Raw genomic sequence first — 20,503 nt, 5'->3', positions numbered from 1 at the left:
TGGCTTGAAATCTGGCATTGATGCAAGCAGCCACCCGCTCAAGCCAGGACGGGGCGCAGGAAACTACGCTCATAACTCAGAATGAATCGTTGTTCCGTCGCCTGGGTCACCAATTCAACGCACGCTGGATCCTGGTCGGTTTTTCTTCGATAGTTTTCGTAGTCGGCCAGGCTGGAAAAGCTGAACAGGCAGTAGGCGATGTTGTTGGCGCCTTCGGCGGGAAGAAAGTAGCCATGATGGACGCCCCCCATTCGAGTCACCACTTCAATCCATTGGCGCGAGTAGCTCTCGAAAGCTGGGATCTGGTAGGGGTCAATGACATACCTGACATGGCAAGTAATCATGGGCTCAATCCTTTGAAAACTAAAAAAACGGATTCTACACAGGATACGAGGCATGTCGTCGAGGATTGCCATTGGCCGAACAACTTCGTTGCTCGCTCAATCTCATCACCGAGGCAGGGTCAGTAACCCCCTGTCATGATCTAGCGCTTAAAGAACCAAATGCGGCGCTTGCCCGCGATCAATCATCAACCAGGATCGAAACACCATGGATGAACGCCAAGCAACCATCAAGAACAAGGTCCACGCCGTGGTGACGAGCGGCGAATCCGACGAGATCACCTATCGGTCAGAGTGGCTCGGTTACCTGCCCTTCCCGGTTTTCCGATGGGTTGAATATCAGGGTGAAAGCTTTTCCAGCGACTTCCCCTTTGATTGGACCGTTGAGGATCTGGCGAGTCTTGAGCGCACAGGGTTCTTGGAAACACTCGAAGCTTATGAAAACCCGGAAGACAGTTTTGATCGGGATATCAGGTATCGTGTTCATGTTGGGCGCGGGTAACGGTTGACTGGAAAGATGAACAATTCAAGGAAAGAAAATGGGCATTCTTGATCGCTTGTTCGGCGGCCGTTTTACGCTGCCGCCACCGGAGGAAACGACTGTCAGCGACGCGGCGATCATGCGGGAGCTGCATCCCTATCGCTCCGAGCTCAAGGCATTTGCTCAAGCCCTATTGGCCCGCATGCCGGAAGACGAGCGCGCCAGGCTGGTTCGGCGCGTGCTGCGCCTATACGGCTCGGGCCAAGAGCCAGTCTCAGCGCTGGTGGAAGGATTGCTGGATACAGACCGGGGCCAGAAGCTCGAACACTTGGCTTTGCTCGGCGTCGACTGGAAAGGCTTTGATGGTTTCGAATATCTGGCGCCTTACCTGGTGAGCGCTAGCGGGGTGAAAGAGGCTTACACCTATCGGCACGAGGGCACGCTATCAATGCCGGAGACGCTGGCCAGTTTTGACCAGTGGCTGGCGGCGTTCGACAAACGCTACCTGCACCTGGACTCTGGTGGCGACGAATATGTGGGGTTCATCGCCGATACCGGCCAGGTTGAAGCCATGATCGAGCTCGCGCGGCAAGCAGGTGTTGAAGTACGCCTCGATAGCTTCTGAACGAAGAGGCGTCATCACTGGGTAGCGTTATTGCGCTGAACGAAGCGAGCCCCGTAACAGTCGGAGCAACAAGACCCTTGGCAAAGAAACCTGGCTCATGCCCCTACGATCCGCTGCCCTCGCTACGTTGTTCTCTTTGGCTGCCAGCACGGCAGCCGCTGTGCCTGAACCCCTGCGCCTGGAAAGCCTGAAACGCTGCGGCGACATCCTGCAAAGCCAGCGCCAGGATTGGTGCCTGACAGTGCGCGGGCTGGGCGACGGAGCGCCGCAACTGAAACTGGGCGCAAAGGCGATACCCGCAGAAACAGTCCGGCGTGAAGGGAATAACCTGCGCTTGCGCCTGGACAGCGCCGATTACCAGAGCGGCCCGCTCTGGCTGGAAGACGGCCCACGCAGCAGCAATGCCGCCTGGCTGACCTTGCGCAACAGTCATGTACTGGCCGCCGGCCCGGACGAAGTGGCAAAGAACATGGACGGCCTGACCACCTACGTCGACCTGGTCAGCGTGCTGATCGAGGAAGACCGTGATGGCCGTCAGGAAGCCGAGCGCCTGGCCAGCAAGTTTGGGGCAACGGTGGTCGGCAGCATCGCGCCGCTGAACCTGTACCAACTTCGCCTGCCGGCCAAGGACTTGATGCAACGTGACGCCCTGGTGCTGCGCCTGGGCAGCGAGACCGGCGTGGATGCCGTGGTGATCGAGGAGTCGGCGGCGGAAGAAACCGAGCAGGCCGCAACCCATCCTGAAGAACCGAAGAAGCCGGCCCTGGACTCCGATGAATGGGCCGCGAATCGCTTTCTCGACGCGGTGAACTATTACCAACGGCGCATCCCCGGGCGAAAGCCACCCATCCAGCCGCAACCGGTGCGCATCGGCCTGATCGAGCGCGATGTGGATTTCGACACGACGGACTTCGCGGACTACCTCGGTGCCTGCTCACCACCGCGCACCTGCGTCTACGCCCGAGATGCAGACCAACCGGACAACCATGGCACAACCGTCGCCGGCATCCTCGCCGCGCGTTGGGACGACAGCGGCAACACCGGTTTCCTTCGCGGACTGGACAAAACCAGCGGTGGCTTCGAGGTCATCGTCGAACGAAATTCCGATGCCGGCATCACCGCCAATATCGCAGCCTCGGTCAACCTCGTGGAAGACGGCGTGCGCGTGCTCAATTGGAGCTGGGGTATCCACCGCGTCGGCGCCAAAGACATCAAGGGCGATGACGTCGATTCGCTGCTGCGTTCGGGGATCGCCATGGGCGGCTACGAAGAACTGCTGGAGGAGTTCTTCCTCTGGCTGCGCAAGGAACATCCCGACGTCATCGTGGTGAACTCCGCCGGCAATGGTTCTTCGTTCTCGGGCAGCGACGAATACCGCCTGCCCTCCTCCTTCATCACCGAGCAATTGCTGGTGGTCGGCGGACACCAGCGCAGCGAACGCACTGGCGTCGCCGTCGACGACCCGGCCTATGCGGTCAAGCGCAGCTCCTCGAACGTCGACATGCGCGTCGATATCACCGCCGCCGCGTGCACCCACGCCTCGACGACCAACACCGACCAGCAAGGCGCAGTGCATTGCGGCACGTCCTACGCCACGCCCATGGTCACGGGCCTGCTGGCGGCGATGCTGTCCATCAATCCGCAACTGCAACCCGAGCAGTTGCGCATGCTGCTACGCCGCAGCGCCATGACCATCGGCGACAACCACGACTTCGAACAGATGGACGCCGAAGACCTCACCGCCCCCATCCTGCCGTCGGAGCGACGCTATCACCTCAACGACAAAGACGTCGGCCGCTCGGCGCGGCTGGACATGCAAAAGGCCCTGGACCTGGCCGCGCAAAGCCGTGATCGCGTGCGTTGAAAGTCAAGGTCACGCCTAACTCAAGACGATGTCTGCTTGCGCGGGCAGAACCAGCCGTGCATCAGCCCCGCCTGGAAGAACTGTACCGGAGCCTCGAATCCAGCGGTCTCGATAAGACCGGCGACCTGCTGTGTCGGCAAGATAGCCACGTCCCGGGCGTAGGCGGCACGAGCTCTGACCAGCATTTCCGGCTGTACGCCTGCAGAGGACATCAGCGTCATCCAGTTGCGCAGTAGTGCCTCATAGGCAGGTGATTCGATGTCAGCCGCAAGGTCGGCGTTTGCCAGTATTGCGCCCGGCTTAAGCCGGCGGGCGATCTCGTGGAAGAACGTTATACGAGCCTGTGGCTCGAGCAAAAATTGGGACACCAGAAAGCAGGTAGCGCCGTCGTGGTCAGGCTCGGCAGGCAGCGTGTCCAGGTAACCTTGGTGGAAGCTGCAACGCGAGAGGAAACCTTCTTGTACCGCTTTCTGCCGGCAGATATCGAGCATGGCGTCCGAGGGGTCAACGGCGGTGAAATGCCAGCCGGGGTTCTGCTTGGCCAGGTGGGCCAGTTCCGCACCGGTGCCCACGCCGACACAGAGTACCCGGGCATTCTCCGGTAAGTCAGCGAATACGGCGTCGAGCAGGGTGTACAGGGCCTCACGAATGGGCGCCATTCCCGCCCATTGCTTATCGTAGCTGGCGGCCTGCTGGTCGAATAAGGCCTTGAGTTCTTCATTGCGCATGGAGAGCACCTTCCTTTGCGTCGTGACGGGATGTACCGCAATGGATGCGGCTACGCTTTCAGTATCCCAGGGCTGTCAAGCCCCACCGGTTGTGCCGCAGGGCTAAACGGCCTCAGGCAGACAGTCGAGCTTAGCTCCACTGGGTACGGGCGTTGCTCCTGTCACAGGTGCGACGCGACCTGAGTCGGCCGATCATGGAACCAGTCGGTAGGTGGACTGCACCAGCCCCGAAGGAAAGCTGCGGCTGGATACCAGTTTCAAATCCACATCCCGCTCAAGCTCGCCAAACAACGGCCGCCCCGAGCCGATCAACACGGGAACGGTGGTGATCACCATGTCAGTGACCAATGCGTCGCGCAGGAACGACTGCACCACCCGCCCGCCATCCACATAGACGCGCTGCACGCCTTGGCTCGCCAGCTCCGTCATCAAACCCGTGGGTGTCAGGCTGGAGAAACGCAGCTTGCCCTTTAATGCCTCGGGTACTGGCGAACCGGCCAACTGTTCAGACAACACCACCACAGGCCGGTCGTAGAACCAGGTGTCGAAGGTCCGCACCTTTTCATAGCTCCCGCGCCCCATCACGATCACATCCTTGTCGGCGATGAAGGCTGAGTAGCCGTGGTCTTCGGAGGGGTCATCGCGTTTTAGAAGCCAGTCGATGTCACCGTCGGGGCGAGCGATGAAGCCATCCAGGCTGGTGGCGATGAAGACATGGGCCGTGGGCATTTTGGGGGCCTTTGTTGTGGGGTGGTATTGGGGGTTGATGGTGAGGGGGAATGTAGCAGTTCAGCGGATCGAATATTTGATTAGGGGTCGGTTTCGACCGAGGGTGTGTAAAAACGTTTTTGAGCGCGACAGACACTCAAAACTGGACTGGAAATCTCGCTTCTACGCGAAATCCACATCTACTGACGTGCCGATAAATTTCAGGTTTAACGTAGACGCGCACACTTCAATTTTGGCGAAGCGTTTTTACACACTCTGGGCCAGAAGCGGACGGTCCGCGAAAAGACTTCCTGCATTTGCTACTATCGGACACTCTTCATTTGGCACGACGCCAGCATTAGGTTATTCCATGTTTGACAGAAGCGACTTTGATCAACTCTCCAATGAGCAACTGACTTTTTGGACAGCACACAATCAGTGTCCCGGTATCTACTACACCGTTTATCCACAAAGTGCCTTTCGAACCCGCTCATCTGAGGAGTACATCAGGGTAACCAGAGTTCGCAAGCGGCAAGGCGAGAGCGGATTAAATTTCTGGCTTTTCGCGGAATGGATTGATTGGCGGCCTGGAGGAGAAAATTGTTTCGCGGGATACGTTTCCGGCGCTAAGTTTGAGGATATCTCAGAAGCCGTGTTCAATAGAATGGTTGCGGATCAGACAATTGATTTGATTGCTCCGCTCAAACAACCGCTGCATGAGTCGACCGATTTCGTTGGGGCGTTATTGATGTACTCAATGAAGACTGAGTTCATCGTTTCGCTGTTTGCGGAGTATGGAGATGAGTACATCCATTTCTTTTGGGAAACGACTGCATAAGCGGCAGCAATGGGCCAATTTCTGCCTGTGGCCACCGTCAGCTTTTGGTCGATTCTGTTGAAAAAGTAGCTCCCCTTTCTGGCCTGCGGCAAAATCGCTGCATTGGCCAGCAGGGAAGCACGCAGCATGATGGGACAGTTATCGAGTGGGCAGGAGCGGCTGTTTTACTCGTTCAACCTTGAAGATCACATCCCCGCCAATCACCTTCTGCGCAGCATTGATCAATGTCTCGATCTGAGCGACCTGCGCCATTACCTCGCCGATTTCTACAGCCCGATTGGGCGTCCGTCGATTGATCCAGAACTGATGATTCGTATGCTGATCGTGGGCTATTGCTACGGCATTCGCTCAGAGCGCCGACTGTGCGAAGAGGCCCATTTGAACCTGGCGTATCGCTGGTTCTGCCGGTTAAGCCTTGAAGATGAAGTCCCCAATCACTCGACCTTTTCCAAAAATCGACACGGCCGTTTTCGGGACAGCGATCTCTTTCGCTGGCTGTTCAATGAAGTGCTGCGTCGTTGCATGGACGCAGGCTTGGTCAAAGGTGAAGGCTTTGCCGTAGACGCCAGCATCATCAAAGCGGATGCCAGCCGGCAGCGCGGTGTACCGGGTGATGAACAGGTCAACTGGAGCGATCTGGCCCTGAGCACCCGCGCCGTGCGTGAGTATCTCGAGGCACTCGATGAAGAGGCTCTGGCCGAAACGCTACCGAAGCGCCTATCGCTGACTGATCCTCAAGCCCGCTGGACCGCAGCTCCAGGTGGCCCAGCGTTCTACGCTTACGCCACGAATTATCTGATCGATACCGAGCACGGCGTGATCATGGATGTGGAACCCACACCGGCTCATCGAACCGCAGAAGTCGAGAGCACCAAGACGATGATCGATCGGGTCGAAGCGCAGTTCGACATCAAGCCGGAGCGCCTCATTGGCGATACCGCTTACGGTACCGCGCCGATGCTGGCCTGGATGGTGGAGGAAAAAGACATCGAGCCGCATGTGCCGGTGTGGGACAAAACCGAGCGCAAGAACGACAGTTTTTCGAGCAACGATTTCCACTGGAATGAAGAGGCTGAGGAATACCGCTGCCCGGCCGGCAACCCATTGCGCAGCGAATGGCGAGCCTTCAAGAATGAGCGTTCACACGTCACCAAAGCCAACACCATCATCTTCCGATCCCGGCAGACCGACTGCGCTACGTGTCCGATGAAAGCCAAGTGCTGCCCGAACACTTCGATTCGCAAGATCGCTCGCAGCGTCCATGAAGCCGCTCGCGATGTGGCTCGGCGCATTGCAGCAACGCCGGCATATCAGCGCTCTCGCCACGAACGTAAAAAGGTCGAAATGTTGTTTGCCCACCTCAAACGCATCCTGAAATTGGATCGCCTGCGGCTACGTGGCATGAGTGGCGCGACGGATGAGTTCACGCTGGCCGCAGCGGTGCAGAACCTGCGACGGCTGGCCAAATTTTCATCTCAAGGGCCACCAGTCACGGGATAGGTGCGCCTGCACCAAGCAAAAAACCTCAAATTAACCCAATAGCAGAGCAGCAAAGGTCACCGAAGGGCCGAAAAACCACTCAATGTGGTGAGTAGGTTCTCCGGTGGTGGTCGTGCCTGAGTTTGGGCCAGCTGAAAATCCGACTTTTTCAACAGAATCGGTCGAAAGCCGCCCGTCGCCACCGGCACCAGTCGGCCAAGGCCGGACGTTTGGAAAGCGGGATTATGACGAACAGCAATAAGCCGGAATACTGCACGATCTGCAGACGCTTACTCGACACCCCAGCAGATCCGCTATCAGGCAATTGCGGCGGAGATTGCTGGGGATGCATAGGCGCTATCGAGGCGGAAATGGGATGCGCAGAGTCGCTCGCCTACGTACGCAAAGAATACGAGGCAGGACTTCGGCCTGGCTGGATTGATCCATTCAAGCCCTGATTTGAAAGCTGCGTTACGACCGCTTCGGGTCGTCTTCTGCCCGTCGCGAGACGGACGAAAACAACTCAATACAGCCGGTCGACGCTGGCTATCCCAGTCACGATGGCTACCTTAGGGGGCACCCTTACTTGGGTCAAAACCGAACTCGGCGGGCGGTACTGTGAGCTGTATTTAATAGTGTGCGTCGCAACCAAATTGTCTTGGAGCGAGGTTGTCATAAACTCTGAGATAGCTTTGCTCGCTGGTCAAGCTGGTGCGGCGATTAAGGTTGCTTTTAAGCAAGCGTGATTTCATCTCTGCAGTATCCACATTGGGTCGAAAGCAGCCTTTTATGACTGGCAGCTTTTGGCCGACTCTGTTGAAAAAGTCGCTTTGCCGAAACGGTCTCATCGCTGATCTGTGAAAACGCCTTTTTTGCACGCCCTACGTGAAATCGGAGTCCGGAAGCCTCCGTTCAAAGTACAGCTACGCCGAGAGCGGAGCGACAGACTTCAACAAACCGAAGCTATGGGGCGGTACCGATGAGCAGGCCTCTCCCCCGCTATCAGCTCTCACTGTTGCAGCGTGGACTTGAAGACAGGGTCGTTCAGATAAGCCACATTGAGTCTCGTCCATGGATTGATACGTGATTGCTCGGGCGAAAAAATGTGCCCGGGAGCGATCATGAAACCCTTCGGCAACAGCAGCCGGGTCAACGCCCTGGCATCGTCGAAGTTAGGAAACCTGGCCCATAGATACAGGCTTTGCTCAGGACGACAGAACACGTCGGCCCCCATCTCGTCCAGCATTTCCAACGCTGCGGCGGTCGCCGATTTGGCCCGTTCTTGAAGCCGAATCAAGTGCCTCAGGAAATGCCCCTCCATTAACACCACGTCGACCGTTCGCTCGCAAAGCTCAGAAGAACTGGTGTGCAGCAACATTTTCAGGTCACCCAACTCATCGATAACATCCTTGCTGCCCGCGATGAACCCCACTCTCAGGGCTGCCGAAACGGATTTCGAAAAGCTCCCCACGTACAGCGAACGCTTCAGTTGGTCCAATGCCGACACCCTGATGGCTGCGGCGGGCTTGAAATCAGCCAACGCATCATCGTCCACCAAAATGAAATCATGCGCCTGTGCCAACTGGACCAGTCGATGCGCCTTACCCGGCGAAATGTCAGACCCTGTCGGGTTATGGCCAACGGACTGCAGGAAAAACAGTTTCGGTTTATGCAGGCGCAGGTGTGCTTCTAGCGCATCAAGATCCGGCCCGTCGGGCAAACGCGGCACGGACAGCATTCGAGCCCCCTGCAATTGCAGCTTGCCAAACAGAGGGTAATAGCCTGGATCCTCGACAAGTACCGTGTCCCCCGACGCAAGGAAGCGTCGGATGATCAGGTCCAGCCCATGATTTGCACCGTGAGTCGTGACGATTTGCCGAGGATTCGCGCTAATGGCGTAAGACGCCAATTTCTGCACCAGATGCTGGCGCAGGCTGGCATTGCCCAGCCGATTTCCGTACCTGAACAACGTGGTAACGCCCATCCGCATGATTTGCCGGGTGAACTTGTCCAGGCGCATGTCCATTAACCACTCTACGGGAGGGAATCCTTCCCCAAGAGGCGAATGCCCGGGCTCGCGGACGAATTGCTGGCGCATTAGCCAAATGGTGTCCATCGCCCTGGCATAGGGTAGCGGTTCCTCAGGTTCGTAGGGACCGCTGGTGCCTTGTTTGACGAAAAAACCCTGCCCATGCCTGGCTTCAACCAAGCCTTGAGATGCCAGCGCTTCATACGCCGTGATGACGGTATTTTTTGAGTGTCCCAACAAACGCATGCATTCACGAAGTGACGGCAAACGGTCGCCCACACGATAAGTCCCGTCGGCAATCCGGGCTGCCAACGAAGCGGTGAGCTGCTGAGCCAAGGTCATTCTGCTCATGCTGAGACTCCTTCCAGTGTCAGCATCAAGGGTACAGCTTAGGTACTGTCTATCCAAACTGTACCTTCTTTAGAGGCACAGAGCGCAATAGTGTGGCTCCAACTTAAAACAACAACCGCGACAGGATTTTCAGATGAGCATCGACTCTCGCCTTCCCCATTTTCGCAGCTTGACGCCTGCCGAGCGCCTCAATCATCTTCAAGACCTGCTCAACCTCCCAGCCGCTGATGTTGCCCTGCTTAGCGATGAAGGCACGCTCCCGCTCGAAATGGCTGACGGCATGATCGAGAACGTGATCGGCAAGTTCGAATTACCGTACGCCGTCGCCAGCAATTTCCAGATCAATGGCCGAGACGTCATTGTCCCACTGGTCGTGGAAGAGCCTTCCGTCGTTGCCGCGGCCTCTTTCATGGCCAAGCTTGCCCGTGACGCGGGTGGATTCCTGACTTCCAGTTCGCAACCGCTGATGCGCGCACAAGTTCAGATCGTAGACATTGAAGACCCCTTCAATGCCCGGCTCAGCCTCCTGCGTCGCAAGGACGACATCATTGAATGGGCAAATCGCAAGGATCAATTGCTCAATAAGCTAGGGGGCGGTTGTCGGGATATCGAAGTCCACACCTTTGCTCAAAGCCCGAGAGGCCCCATGCTCGTGGCTCACTTGATCGTGGACGTGCGTGACGCGATGGGTGCCAATACCGTGAACACGATGGCGGAAGCCGTCGCCCCGTTGATGGAGGAAATCACCGGTGGGAAGGTACGCCTGCGCATTCTCTCGAACCTCGCCGATTTGCGCCTGGCGCGTGCCCAAGTCCGTATTGCCCCAGCGTTGCTCACCACTGCCGCTTATAAAGGTGAGGACGTGATCGAAGGCATTCTCGACGCCTACAACTTTGCCGTCATCGATCCCTACCGTGCCGCGACCCACAACAAGGGCATCATGAATGGGATTGACCCGCTGATCGTCGCCACAGGTAACGACTGGCGCGCAGTGGAAGCGGGGGCTCACGCCTACGCTTGCCGCGATGGACACTACGGCTCGCTGACAACGTGGGAAAAAGACAGCAAAGGGAATCTGGTGGGCACTCTCGAGATGCCGATGCCTGTCGGGCTGGTCGGCGGTGCCACGAAAACCCACCCACTGGCGCAACTCTCCTTGCGCATTCTGGGGGTGAAAACCGCTCAGGAGCTCGCCGAAATTGCGGTCGCTGTCGGCTTGGCACAAAACCTCGGAGCGCTGAGAGCCCTCTCTACGGAAGGCATCCAGCGTGGCCACATGGCGCTGCATGCACGAAATATTGCGCTGTCAGCCGGCGCGAAAGGGGATGAAGTGACTTGGCTGGTCAAGGAGATGGTCGATGCACGCGACGTTCGCTCCGACAAAGCGGCGGAGCTTCTCAAGCAAAAGCGAGCCGAGTGATGAATAGCCATCTCGAACTGCCCGTTCGATTGGTGGAAGTCGGTGCCCGCGACGGCTTGCAAAACGAGAACCGGACGCTAGCGCCCGCCATACGAGTCGAGCTGCTTGAAAAACTCGCCCATGCGGGCCTGCGGACGCTGGAAGCCGGTGCATTTGTCTCTGAACGATGGGTGCCACACATGGCAGGATCAGGTGAGGTCTTAAAAGCGTTGCCGGACCTGCCGGATGTCACCTGGACTGCGCTCGTCCCGAACACTCGCGGACTGGAGGAAGCACTGGCAGCGGGGTGCCGCGAGGTGGCGGTATTCGCCGCCGCTTCCGAGGCGTTCTCTCAAAAGAACATCAATTGCTCCATAGCAGAGAGCCTCGAACGCTTTGAGGCAGTCATGGTGCGCGCCCTGGATGCCGGCGTCAGGGTGCGAGGCTATGTCTCGTGCGTGATGGGTTGCCCGTTCACAGGTCACGTTCAACCTGAAACGGTTGCTGACGTGAGTGCCGCTCTCTACGGGATGGGCTGCTACGAAATCAGCTTGGGCGACACCATAGGAACAGGAACGCCCGCAGCCACCAAAGCATTGCTGGATGCCTGTACCCAGGTTGTTCCAGTGAACGCCTTGGCAGGCCATTTCCATGACACTTACGGCATGGCGATTGCCAACATCCATACCGCGCTGGGAATGGGTGTTCGTGTGTTCGACAGTTCCGTGACAGGGCTGGGTGGTTGCCCCTACTCCCCTGGCGCGACCGGAAACGTGGCAACCGAAGATGTGCTTTATCTGCTGGATGGCCTGGGGATCAAACACGGCGTCGATCTGGATGCCGTCGTCGATGCCGGGGCGTTCATTGACGCTCATCTGGGTCGTGAAACGGCGTCCAGAGTTGCGCGAGCACGCTTGGCGAAACGACGACGAGAGGCCTGACCCCGCTACATTCCTTGATGTTCATAACAATAAAAGCTCGCAAGGGCAGTAGGAGAAATCCTTGAAATCCGATCTCTATGAATTATGGGGTGACACCGTAAACGGTCGTCACCTGATTTACGCCATTGCCATAGGCGCATCCGTCAGCCTGGGTGCTTTTTTCTTGGCGAAACACCTGCTCGTGGGGTGGGTAGACAATGTCCAAATGGCCAAGGCCTACGCCATGCTGGTGGGCATCGTCGGCTGCCTGGTGGGAGGCGCCATCAGTGCAAAGCTCTTCAAACCCAACCGCAATGTGGTAGAGCACCAGGCAGACCCTGCGTGGCGAGCAAAGGTTTTAGCGGAGTTGCAAGACGAGTTCGGGGACCTTGGAAACCTGTCGGATCTACCCGCAGAAACGCTCGCTGAACTGCATGAAATGGATCTTTATGAGGTGTTTGCAGAGTACGAGACAAACCTCACGCGTCCCGCTAACGCTCAAAAAGACGCAACGGTAGCCCCGGTCGCTCCGATCCGGGCCAACGGTGGCCGGTCATGATGACACCTCTGTTGGAGCAGATTCTCATTGCGTTTGGGATGGGCATATTAGGTGCAGTGATCTTCGCCGGGATTGGCCTCATTTCGGGCAGCGATGAAACCACCACCCTCGCCCCGCTCACATTGCTTGTGGTGCTGTTGGGTGTACCTGCGCCCGGTGTCCTGACGTTCTTTCTCGCAGGCGCAGTGGCCAAACACATGACCCACGCCGTGCCCACGGCATTACTGGGCATCCCCGGCGACACCCTGGCAACGCCCCTGATGCGCGAGGCCAACTTCCTGCGCAATCTGGGTGTACCGCACGTCGCCCTGCGCAAGATGATTTCAGGCGCTGTTATCGCGGCGCTGATTGCAGTCCCCACGGCGGTGCTATTCGCCGTGATGCTCGCGCCTTTTGGCGACACGATCAAGCGCGCCGCCCCATGGGTCTTCCTGCTCGCTGCGATCGCCATTGCAGGGTTTTCCAAGGGGCGGCTTGCGGCAGTGCTCGCGCTTGTCCCCTTCGTGATGGTCATCGTCGGTCTGCAAAGCATCACTGGACAATACGGTGTCAAGCTGAGCGTCAGCTATTTCCTCGGTATCGCCATTGGACCGCTGATTGCCGCGCTATTTTCAATGCTCGCCCCCGCTGAACGGGAGACGATGAGACGCCAGGAGGTGCGCACCTTCTCGCTGTCTGCGGATGTGAAAAGCTGGGGCGGCTTTTTCCCCAGCCCGCTCAAGGTGCTGGACAGCAAACAGAGCCTGTGGACTGCGATCACTGCCATTATCTCCAGTGCAACGTTCGTCTTCAGCCCCGTTGCGATGACCGTGATCATGGGCGAACTCGTCGGGTCACGGGTCAAGCATGTCTACCATCGGCTGACAACGGTGATCACGGCCCGTAACGGCGTCACCGAAGCGACATACATCGCCGAAGCCTTGATCCCGTTGATCGCGTTTGGCTTGCCGTTGAGTCCGGTCGCCGCAGGGGCGGCCGCACCGTTATTCAACGCCCCGCCTCGCTTCAGTGTTGACACCGCCACCGGGCAGGTCAACAACCTCCATACCCTGCTCAGCACGTGGGAGTTCCTGGGTTACGGAATGCTGGCGGTGATCGTGGCGATCCTCATTGCCTATCCCTTCACGATGAACTATGCCCACCGGGCAGCGTCCTTCGTCTCACGCAAAATCAGTCACGAAGCGGTGATCTCGACGTTTGTCGGCCTGATTCTGGTGATCGGCATTTGGGAGGGCGGAGCACTCGGCCTACTGGTCATCGTCACCGTCGGCCTGCTGGGTGGTTTTCTATCGCGATTCCTTGGCTTCAACATCGGTGTGCAATTCATGGGGTACTACACCGCTGTACTGACGGTGCCCGCTATCGTCGCCCTATTGAGCGTATGAGCCACTTCAACATAACAACAACACGAAGGTCACCAACATGCGCAAAAACCTCTTGGCTTCCCTGTGCTTAGCCTTCAGCGCTGGCATCCTACAAGCCCACGCGGACGCTATCCCCACCCTGAACTACCCGGCAGAGGGCCAGCAACTTCAGGCCATTGGGTCACCAGAAAAAGAGTTGCCGACGGTGACTGCCGATCTGTGGATGAAGGTATCCGACGGCCCCCTGCAACTGGAAGGTCCATCATTCGACAGGGCCGGCAATCTGCTGTTTGTCGAGGTGTTCGGGGGGCAGGTTCTAAAGGTCGATCCCGAAAAGAAACTCAGTGTCGTTGTGCCGAAAAACGCGCTGGGAAGTGCGGGACTGGCTATTCATAAAGACGGCAGATTGTTTGTGGCAGGGCTGGGTAACTTCAAAAATACCGGCAACCTGACAGCCTACAAACCGGACGGTTCAGGAAAGCAAGTCATCATCCCTGGAAGCAAACACTATCTGGTGGATGACCTCGTTTTCGACAGCACAGGGGGATTTTATTTCACCGACTTCAAGGGTACATCGACCCAGCCCACCGGGGGCGTCTATTACGTCCCAGCTGGCGGCAAGACAATCGTCTCGATCCTGCCCAATCTCGCGATCGCCAACGGCATTGCGCTCTCTCCCGACGGCAAGACCCTTTGGGTCACTGAGTTCGCGACGGGGCTGCTGCACCGAATCGAACTGAAAGATGCCAAGACAATCGCTCCCTTCGGGGAAGCCGTTGTTTACCGATTCAGCGGTCCATCACCTGACTCAATGCGTGTCGATCAAGATGGCAATCTGTACGTGGCCATGTACAGCCAAGGCCGCGTGCTGGTACTCAATCCCAACGGCTTGCCCATCGGCCAGATCTTGATTCCCGGACGCGAAAAGGGCCACTTTCTTCGCTCAACGAGCATGGCGCTCAAGCCCGATACTAACGAGGTTTATCTCGTGAGCAATGACGGCAGTCTCGGCGAGGGCAGCGCTATTTTCAGAGCCAAAGGCTTTGCCAATGCTGCGAAACTGTACTCCCATCAATAGCGAAATCCCGACGCACTTCATCCCGGCAGCTGTGTCGGTTTTCGATACCGAGGACTCACATACAGGGCGCAAAGTCTCACTGATCCGGGCGTACTCTTCCCTGGTAGGCCGCCCTTATGGCGTTTGATAACCGACTTCAGTAACACCCCTCTGCTGCGCGCCTGCCAGGCACGTCTTCTCTCCCGTTGCGCACAGGCAACGCCTGGAACAATCCCCCCGCCTCAGTTGCATCGAACCCGTTTACGGCGCTTGACAGCATTCTCCATAGATCACTACCATCGAAACATCAAGAGAAACAATATTTCTCTGAGAGATACAACATGGTTTAATTCAAGGCTCGTACCCATTTGTGCAAAAAGGAATGACTGAGCCAATTATTTTCCCCATGCGCCCATCAAATCAGGAGTGTCCATGAAAACCTAAACGATAAAAGACCGTCCCTTCACTGGCAGAACGCTGCACGCCCATAACAACAATTACAGCGCTGACTGTTTCCTGACCAAAGGAAATGGCTGGACGCTTGCGCACGCCTGGAACATGACTCATATGAACAATAAACATGTTTTGACTGTTGCCCTCACCTGCACCCTCCCCCTTAACGCGCTCGCCGATAACGGCGGCTTTGTCGAGGATGCGCACTTCTCGATCAAAGCGCGCAACTTCTACATGAACCGCAACTTCCTCGATGACCGCACTGCGCAGAATTATTCCGAAGAATGGGCCCAGGGTTTCATCGGCATCTTCGAGTCCGGTTTTACACCGGGAACGGTCGGGTTCGGTGTGGATGCCATCGGCTTGTTGGGGATCAAGCTCGACACCGGCAACGGGCGCAAGGGCGGCGGCACGCTGCTGCTCGAAGAAGACAGCGACGGGGCCAAGGACGAGTACACCAAGGGCGGCATGGCGCTCAAGGCGAAGCTATCGAAAACGGTGTTGAAGTACGGCGAGCAGTTGGTGAACCTTCCGGTGCTGGCGACCAGTGACAATCGTCTGCTGCCGGAAACCACCCAGGGCTGGCTGGTCACCAGCAAGGAGTTGCCTGGCCTCACCCTCAATGCAGGGCATTTCACCGCCCTGCGCGGTCGCGATCAGAGCGAGCACGACAGCGGCCGCCTGACCGACCTCGACCTGATCGGCGGCACCTACCAGTTCACCCCCAACCTCAGCGCACGGGTCTACCACTCCGACGTTGATGACTACTGGCGCAAGACCTACGTGGGCGCTACCTCAGTCCTGCCGCTGGGCACGGGCTACAGCGCAACCTTCGACTTCAACGGCTACGACACCAAGAGTCAGGGCCAGCAACGAGGCGGCGTCCTGGACAACCGCATCTGGAGTCTGTCGGCATCCCTGGCGGCCGGGCCACACACGTTTCTGATCGCTCACCAGCGCGTCACCGGCACCGGCAATTACACCTACGGCGTGGACGGTAACAGCACAGTGTTCCTGGCCAACTCGGTTCAGTATTCGGACTTCAACTATGAGAACGAACGCTCGTGGCAGGCGCGCTACGACTTCAACTTCGCAGCACTCGGCGTACCGGGACTGACGTTCATGACCCGCTACCTCAAAGGCACCGATTTCCACACGGCGCTGACCGACAACGGCCACGCGTGGGAACGTGACATCGAGATGAAATACGTGCTGCAATCGGGCCCGGCCAAGGACCTGTCGTTCCGGGTGCGCCAGGCCAGTTTCAGAAGCCCGGATCGCGGGCTGAACTTCAACGAAGTCCGGTTGATTACCGAGTATCCGATCAACGTCTTCTGATCGTCATCGCCTTGAAAAACAAAACCCCAGACCTGAACCAGGCTGGGGTTTTGTCGTGAGGATCAGGTGCGGGACATCACAGACGCTGGTAAGTCCCCGCGTGAAGCCGCTCGCTGATTTCTGCCGCAGCCGATTGCAGTTCGCGCAACATGGCCGCTGGTGGGGGGGAAGGAATTGCCGCGCTCGGCCCGACGATACCGATGGTGCCCACGATCACATCGTTCTCGCGAAAGATCGGGCAGCACAGGGCGTTGATGCCCATGGTCACTTCGCTGTCGGCGTCGTCGTACAGACGCTGACGAATCAACTCCAGACGCTGTGCCAGCAACTCAGGCTCATGCAGGGTGCGCTCCGTCAGTCGTGGCATCTTGCGACGCATCACCCGCTGCTGACTGGCGGCATCGGCGAACGCCAGCACTGTACGGCCCTGAGCCGAGCAGTAAGGCAATACGCGGTTGCCCGGCTTCACCGAGATGCACACGTTGGCCTTGGACTCGACGCAGGACACGACCAGTGCGGTGTCATGGGTGGCGACAGCCAGCAAAGCCGACTGCCCCGTGGCATCACGGATACGGGTCAGGTAAGGGTCTGCGATTGCGCGCAGGTCGAACTGCTCGCCCGCGGCCTCGCCGTACGCCACCAGGCGAGCGCCCAGCAGGTATTTCTCAGTGACGGGATCCTGCTCAAGGATCCCGAGCTGACGCATCGAAGCCAGATGCCGGTAGGTCCTAGGCTTGGCGGTTTGCAGCTGATGCGCCAGTTCGGTCACGCCCAGAGGACGGCGTGCAGCCGTCAATTCATCGAGCAGACGGAACACCATTTCGACAGACTCGAGCAATACCGGTCCGGTGGTGGGCTTTTCGTCATCCTGTTCCAAGAGGTCACCTCAGATCGATCACTGGAAAAGCCCGATTGTATCTCCTGCCGAAACGCTTGTGTTGTTCTGCGATATCAAATTGCGGAAGGTTCCGGCATGGTCACCACGGCTTGGGCGCTGGTCGGCTTGACTCTCGACATCACCCACGCGCCGATCAGCGTCATGACCGCCAGCACGTACAGGCCATACTCCAGATGCCCGCTGCTCTGCTTGATCCAGCCCATCATGAACGGACTGGCATAACCGCCCAGGTTGCCGACGGTGGCAATCAGTGCGATGCCCGCAGCCGCGGCCGTGCCGGTCAGCAGCACGCCAGGCAAGGCCCACAGCACACAGAAGCCCGCCAGGCCGCCGGACATCGCCAGGCTCAGACCGGCCAGCGACAGTATCGGCTGATCATGAAAGAACGCAGCTATCGCCAGACCCAGTGCCGAGGCGAGGTTGCACAACGTGCCGTGCCAGCGGCGCTCACGGGTCCTGTCCGAATGACGGCTGACCAGCACCATGACCACCGACGCCACGGCGAACGGAATCGCCGCAACCAAGCCGGTGTGGAACAGGCTCTTGACCCCCAGGCTCTGCACGATCTGCGGCAGCCAGAACGACACGCCGTAGGTACCGCACAACAAGGCGAAGTTCACATAGATCAGGCACCACAGCCCCTTGCTGACGAATGCAGCACGAAAGTTGTGCCCCGCCCCTGCCGCCTCATGCTCCTGCCGTTGCTCGGCCAGATGCTGCACGACCCGCGCGTTCTGCGCCGGGGTCAGCCAGTGAACGTTGCCAGGGCGGTCATCCAGATAGAAGAACACCACTATTCCCAACAACACGGCAGGCATGCCCTCGAGCAAGAACAGCCATTGCCAGCCCGCGAGCCCATGGACCCCAGCGAAGGTCTGCATGATCCAGCCGGACAACGGGCTCCCCAACACGCCCGCCATGGCGATCCCCAGGTTGAACCAGGCCATGCCCTGTGAGCGGGCGTAGGACGGGAACCAGTAAGTCATGTACAGGACGACGCCGGGATAGAACCCCGCCTCCGCCATGCCCAGCAGGAAGCGCAGGATGTAGAACGATGTCGGTGTCTGGACGAACATCATCGACATCGACAAGAGCCCCCAGGTGATCATGATCCGGGTGATCCAGTACCTCGCCCCGACCCGCTGCAGCATCAGGTTGCTGGGGATTTCACACAGGCAATAGCCAATGAAAAACACCCCGGCGCCAAACCCGTAGGCCATATCGCTGAGGCCGACATCGGCTGCCATCTGCAGCTTGGCGAACCCCACGTTCACCCGATCGAGAAAGGCAATGATATACAGCACGAAAAGGAACGGCAGCAGGCGCCAGGCGATGCGATTCCAGAGGACGCTGTCCTGCTCGTTTTTAAAGGTGTTACGAGAGATAAGGTTCATCGCTGTACTCTTGTAATTGTTGTGCATGCGAAGAGAAACCGGTTCCGAAAACCGGCTTGTTTCAAGACATCCGAAGTTCAGGAAATCAGGCAGCGCTCCCCAGGATGAAATCGGCACAACGTTCGCCGATCATGATACTGGGCGCGTTGGTATTGCCACTGACGATCGTCGGCATGATCGAAGCGTCAGCCACACGCAGCCCCTGCACACCGTGCACTTTCAGGTCAGGGCCGACCACGGCATCGGCGTCGGTGCCCATTCGGCAGGTGCCTGCGGGATGGAAAACCGTCTTGGCCACGCTGCGCACATAGTCCTCCAGCACATGATCGGGAATGTCGTCGTGGTTGGGCAGCAGCAGCATGTTTTCCACCATGCTGGCCAACGCCGGTGCACGCAGAATACGGCGGGCAAACCTGACACCGGCGACCATGGTGCGCATATCGTGTTCGTCGCTCAGGTAATTGGCCTTCAGCGCCACTTCCTCCATCGGGTCTGCGCTCTTGAGGCGCAATTGGCCTCGGGAACGTGGCCGTAGCGCACAGGGATTGATGGAGATGCCGTGGCCGCCGGGCGGCATACGATCAATGTCGCCGACCAACGCCGGCACCACGTGGAACTGCACGTCGGGGCGGCCACAGCCGGTGGCATCGACGAATGCACCACTCTCGACCACATTAGAGCTCAGCAGTCCCGAGCGATTGGCCAGGTACTTCAACCCATGGCCCACGGCACGCAGGCCCCGATCATGGCCCAGCAAACTGACTGGCTCGCGGGTCTGGGCGTAGACCGAAGCACTGAGGTGATCCTGGAAGTTCTCGCCCACCCCCGGCGAATGGACCCGCGTGGCGATGCCCATCGCTTGAAGATGACTCTGCGGGCCGATACCCGACAGCATCAGCAACTTGGGCGAAGCGACCGCACCGGCGCTGACAATGACCTCGGCCCGGGCCGTAAATTGTATCGCAGCACCACCACGACCCAGCGCCTGCACGCCCGTGATACGGCTGCCATCGAACAGCAGCCCTGTCACATGGGTATCGGTCATGACGGTGAGATGGGGATCGCGTCGCATCGGCTTGAGGTACGTGACAGCAGAACTGGCGCGACGTCCTTGTGAGGTCGTGGTCTGGTAGAAGCCTGCACCTTCCTGCTTCGCACCGTTGAAATCATCGGTCTCGGGCACGCCGGCCTGCACCGCTGCCTGAACGAACGCGCGACTCAAGGCATGTCGGTGATCCGGGTCGCTGACCTTCAACGGACCGTCCTGGCCATGCAGCTCGCCACTCAAGCGAGCATTGGACTCGCAGCGGCGAAACACGGGCAAGACATCCTGCCAGCCCCAGCCAGGGCAGCCAGTGGCTTGCCACTCGTCGTAGTCCTCTGCCTGGCCGCGAATGTAGATCATGGCGTTGACCGAGCTTCCGCCTCCCAGGGTGCGTCCCTGGGGAATGTAGATACGACGCTGATTGACGAAGGGCTCAGGCTCGGTGCGGTACATCCAGGTCCGCTGCGAACCGTGAACGCGAATGAAGGTGCCGGGAATGTGGATGTAGGGATGATTGTCGGCAGGACCTGCTTCGAGCAGCAGTACCTGCTTGCCCGCCTGTGCCAGCCGTGCGCTCAACGCACAGCCGGCCGAGCCGGCCCCGACCACGATGTAATCGAAGGTTTTCATTG

At 58.5% G+C, this 20,503-nt stretch carries 19 protein-coding genes; 11 read left to right on the top strand and 8 right to left on the bottom strand.

The genetic code is table 11. The annotated features are described in order from the left end of the window. Positions 1–38: 38 nt before the first annotated feature. The gene (locus ACMTA2_RS15025; RefSeq protein WP_413795464.1) at positions 39–344 is read right to left on the bottom strand and encodes an NIPSNAP family protein; all 306 of its coding nucleotides are present in this window, start codon (positions 342–344) and stop codon (positions 39–41) included. A gap of 205 nt (positions 345–549) precedes the next feature. On the opposite strand from ACMTA2_RS15025, the gene ACMTA2_RS15020 reads away from it, so the two are divergent. The 3 genes from ACMTA2_RS15020 to ACMTA2_RS15010 all read left to right on the top strand — a co-directional run bounded on the left by ACMTA2_RS15020 (position 550) and on the right by ACMTA2_RS15010 (position 3,311). Next, a complete protein-coding gene (locus ACMTA2_RS15020; RefSeq protein WP_413795463.1) occupies positions 550–843 on the top strand; it encodes a hypothetical protein in 294 nt (97 codons plus the stop codon). Positions 844–880: 37 nt separating this feature from the next. Beyond that, positions 881–1,447 (top strand): DUF6630 family protein, encoded by a 567-nt coding sequence (locus tag ACMTA2_RS15015; RefSeq protein ID WP_413795462.1) that lies wholly within the window; start codon positions 881–883, stop codon positions 1,445–1,447. Positions 1,448–1,544: 97 nt separating this feature from the next. Continuing rightward, entirely contained in the window at positions 1,545–3,311 is a 1,767-nt protein-coding gene (locus ACMTA2_RS15010) for a S8/S53 family peptidase (RefSeq protein ID WP_413795461.1), read from the top strand. Between the two features lie 20 nt (positions 3,312–3,331). Here the strand turns inward: ACMTA2_RS15010 and ACMTA2_RS15005 are convergent, their stop codons facing one another. Continuing rightward, positions 3,332–4,039: a class I SAM-dependent methyltransferase gene (locus ACMTA2_RS15005; protein WP_413795460.1), complete on the bottom strand. Its 708-nt coding sequence runs from the start codon at positions 4,037–4,039 to the stop codon at positions 3,332–3,334. A gap of 192 nt (positions 4,040–4,231) precedes the next feature. Further along, on the bottom strand, positions 4,232–4,768 hold the full coding sequence (locus ACMTA2_RS15000) for a dihydrofolate reductase family protein (protein ID WP_413795459.1): 537 nt from the start codon (positions 4,766–4,768) through the stop codon (positions 4,232–4,234). A gap of 349 nt (positions 4,769–5,117) precedes the next feature. On the opposite strand from ACMTA2_RS15000, the gene ACMTA2_RS14995 reads away from it, so the two are divergent. Together ACMTA2_RS14995 and ACMTA2_RS14990 are read left to right on the top strand one after the other, a co-directional pair. After that, on the top strand, positions 5,118–5,585 hold the full coding sequence (locus ACMTA2_RS14995; RefSeq protein ID WP_413795458.1) for a hypothetical protein: 468 nt from the start codon (positions 5,118–5,120) through the stop codon (positions 5,583–5,585). 126 nt (positions 5,586–5,711) lie between these two features. Next, entirely contained in the window at positions 5,712–7,085 is a 1,374-nt protein-coding gene (locus ACMTA2_RS14990; protein ID WP_413794108.1) for a transposase, read from the top strand. 988 nt (positions 7,086–8,073) lie between these two features. Here the strand turns inward: ACMTA2_RS14990 and ACMTA2_RS14985 are convergent. Continuing rightward, positions 8,074–9,444: an aminotransferase-like domain-containing protein gene (locus ACMTA2_RS14985; RefSeq protein WP_413795457.1), complete on the bottom strand. Its 1,371-nt coding sequence runs from the start codon at positions 9,442–9,444 to the stop codon at positions 8,074–8,076. A 133-nt stretch (positions 9,445–9,577) separates the two neighbouring features. Between ACMTA2_RS14985 and ACMTA2_RS14980 the strand changes: the two genes are divergently transcribed. From ACMTA2_RS14980 to ACMTA2_RS14960, 5 genes are all read left to right on the top strand, one after another. Next, positions 9,578–10,864, top strand: a complete 1,287-nt coding sequence (locus ACMTA2_RS14980) for a hydroxymethylglutaryl-CoA reductase, degradative (protein ID WP_413795456.1) — start codon at positions 9,578–9,580, stop codon at positions 10,862–10,864. After that, complete coding sequence (locus tag ACMTA2_RS14975; protein WP_413795455.1) at positions 10,864–11,784, top strand: hydroxymethylglutaryl-CoA lyase; 921 nt, start codon at positions 10,864–10,866, stop codon at positions 11,782–11,784. The genes ACMTA2_RS14980 and ACMTA2_RS14975 overlap by 1 nt, the downstream gene beginning before the upstream one ends. Before the next feature lie 61 nt (positions 11,785–11,845). Then, on the top strand, positions 11,846–12,322 hold the full coding sequence (locus ACMTA2_RS14970; RefSeq protein WP_413795454.1) for a hypothetical protein: 477 nt from the start codon (positions 11,846–11,848) through the stop codon (positions 12,320–12,322). Next, a complete protein-coding gene (locus tag ACMTA2_RS14965; protein WP_413795453.1) occupies positions 12,319–13,707 on the top strand; it encodes a tripartite tricarboxylate transporter permease in 1,389 nt (462 codons plus the stop codon). Before ACMTA2_RS14970 ends, ACMTA2_RS14965 begins: the two co-directional genes overlap by 4 nt. A gap of 37 nt (positions 13,708–13,744) precedes the next feature. Beyond that, positions 13,745–14,764, top strand: coding sequence for an SMP-30/gluconolactonase/LRE family protein (locus tag ACMTA2_RS14960; protein WP_413795452.1), 1,020 nt, complete (start codon positions 13,745–13,747; stop codon positions 14,762–14,764). A 399-nt stretch (positions 14,765–15,163) separates the two neighbouring features. Here the strand turns inward: ACMTA2_RS14960 and ACMTA2_RS14955 are convergent, their stop codons facing one another. Next, complete coding sequence (locus ACMTA2_RS14955) at positions 15,164–15,403, bottom strand: hypothetical protein (protein ID WP_413795768.1); 240 nt, start codon at positions 15,401–15,403, stop codon at positions 15,164–15,166. Between ACMTA2_RS14955 and ACMTA2_RS14950 the strand changes: the two genes are divergently transcribed. Then, positions 15,311–16,534, top strand: coding sequence for an OprD family porin (locus ACMTA2_RS14950; RefSeq protein ID WP_413795451.1), 1,224 nt, complete (start codon positions 15,311–15,313; stop codon positions 16,532–16,534). The genes ACMTA2_RS14955 and ACMTA2_RS14950 overlap by 93 nt on opposite strands. 76 nt (positions 16,535–16,610) lie before the next feature. Here ACMTA2_RS14950 and ACMTA2_RS14945 read toward each other — a convergent pair whose 3' ends face one another. The 3 genes from ACMTA2_RS14945 to ACMTA2_RS14935 form a co-directional block, all read right to left on the bottom strand. Next, positions 16,611–17,411, bottom strand: a complete 801-nt coding sequence (locus tag ACMTA2_RS14945; protein WP_092168902.1) for an IclR family transcriptional regulator — start codon at positions 17,409–17,411, stop codon at positions 16,611–16,613. Between the two features lie 74 nt (positions 17,412–17,485). Then, the gene (locus ACMTA2_RS14940) at positions 17,486–18,826 is read right to left on the bottom strand and encodes an MFS transporter (protein WP_413795450.1); all 1,341 of its coding nucleotides are present in this window, start codon (positions 18,824–18,826) and stop codon (positions 17,486–17,488) included. 85 nt (positions 18,827–18,911) lie between these two features. Then, positions 18,912–20,501, bottom strand: a complete 1,590-nt coding sequence (locus ACMTA2_RS14935) for a GMC family oxidoreductase (protein ID WP_413795449.1) — start codon at positions 20,499–20,501, stop codon at positions 18,912–18,914. Positions 20,502–20,503 lie beyond the last annotated feature (2 nt).

It is taken from the genome of Pseudomonas medicaginis, from assembly GCF_965119365.1.
In the GTDB taxonomy this organism is placed as follows: Bacteria; Pseudomonadota; Gammaproteobacteria; order Pseudomonadales; family Pseudomonadaceae; genus Aquipseudomonas.
This window is presented reverse-complemented; position numbering and strand designations above follow the sequence as displayed.